This is a genomic window from Okeania sp. SIO2F5 (assembly GCF_010692685.1).
GTDB lineage: Bacteria > Cyanobacteriota > Cyanobacteriia > Cyanobacteriales > Microcoleaceae > Okeania > Okeania hirsuta.
Genome location: NZ_JAAHGU010000314.1, coordinates 1 through 1,282, shown reverse-complemented (window position 1 = coordinate 1,282; position 1,282 = coordinate 1). Strand labels below are relative to the sequence as shown.

The window sequence follows — 1,282 nt, the reverse complement described above, 5'->3', positions numbered from 1 at the left end:
TTGACATCCTCTCCCATTAAATCAAAGATTATAACAGGAGATTCCCAAACCTCGCGATTTAGGTTTACTGCTTGAGTGGCACTTATCTAGACTGTTCCCAGTCCCCGACAGTACGCCTAGACAGTCAATTTCCTCCACGATCTGCACTCGGCCGCAGTAACACCTCGATGGCAAATCACTTTTGCTGCTGCTACATCACGGTTGATTGAGTAGTTACATTCAGAACATTTATGTTCGCGTTCAGACAAATCTTTTTTACCTGTATGCGCTCCACAATTTGGACAAATTTGACTGGTATATCTGTAGTCTACCTTGTCAAAATATACCCCTAGTTTCCTGCATACCCAAGCCAAGATATTAAAAAACTGACCGAACCCTGCATCTAAAGTATGTTTACCTAACATTCCTTAGTATGTTTACCTAACATTCCTTTGGCCCAGGTTTTCAAGTCTAGGTCTTCCACAAATATCATTCCTGCTTGGTCGCATAAATGATGAGCTAGTTTAAAGTGAAAGTCTTTTCGGGTGTCTGAGATTTTTTTGATGAACTCTGGCAATCTTTTTGTTAAGTTGATGTCGATTTGCTGAACTGGATGATTTTAACTTTAATCTACGTTGCAGTAATTTCAACTTGCTGTGTAGTTTGGTTAAAAACTTTGGACGTTCCATCAATTCACAATTCAGTTGTTGCTAAAAATTTATCAACTCCAATATCAATTCCTAGGGGATGTCCTGAAGCAGGGGTATCCTTCAGCAATTAACAATTAACAATTAACAATTAACAATTAACAATTAATAATTACCTCTTCCTCAAAGGGAGAGAATTGAAGCTCAAGGAAAAATTTCATTTTTTCCCATTTCAAGGGGAAGCAAATATTGCTGAATTCTTTAATTATTAATTATTCATTATTCATTATTTGATCGCCCTGCTGTTTCATGTTGCTAAATGCTATTTCATAAGTATTGAGGACTTGTTGTAAGACTTGGGCATTTGTTCTTTTGAGTTCTGGGTTAGTCTTCTTAGCTTTTGTTAAGTTGGCGGCTTGTATGCTGTAGTTAGGGTAAGGTGCATCCCCTGAGATTATGTACTCTTGATACAATCAACAACAGTTAACTGCACATTTCCTACTGTTAATCCAGTCTTTTCGCTCTCTTAAGGCATAATTCCACACCTTTCTACAGACCGCCATCATAGAAGATATGCTGGCAATCTGTTCTTGAGAGGGGATTAACTTAAATTCGTAGGTTAGTGTTATCATGTCCCAATTGTATCATAATTCTAT

1 pseudogene is annotated in these 1,282 nt (G+C 37.5%); it reads right to left on the bottom strand.

Features of this window, described 5'->3' with window-relative positions:
- Positions 1–21: 21 nt before the first annotated feature.
- A pseudogene (locus F6K27_RS34525) lies at positions 22–1,258 on the bottom strand (RNA-guided endonuclease InsQ/TnpB family protein).
- Positions 1,259–1,282: the final 24 nt, after the last annotated feature.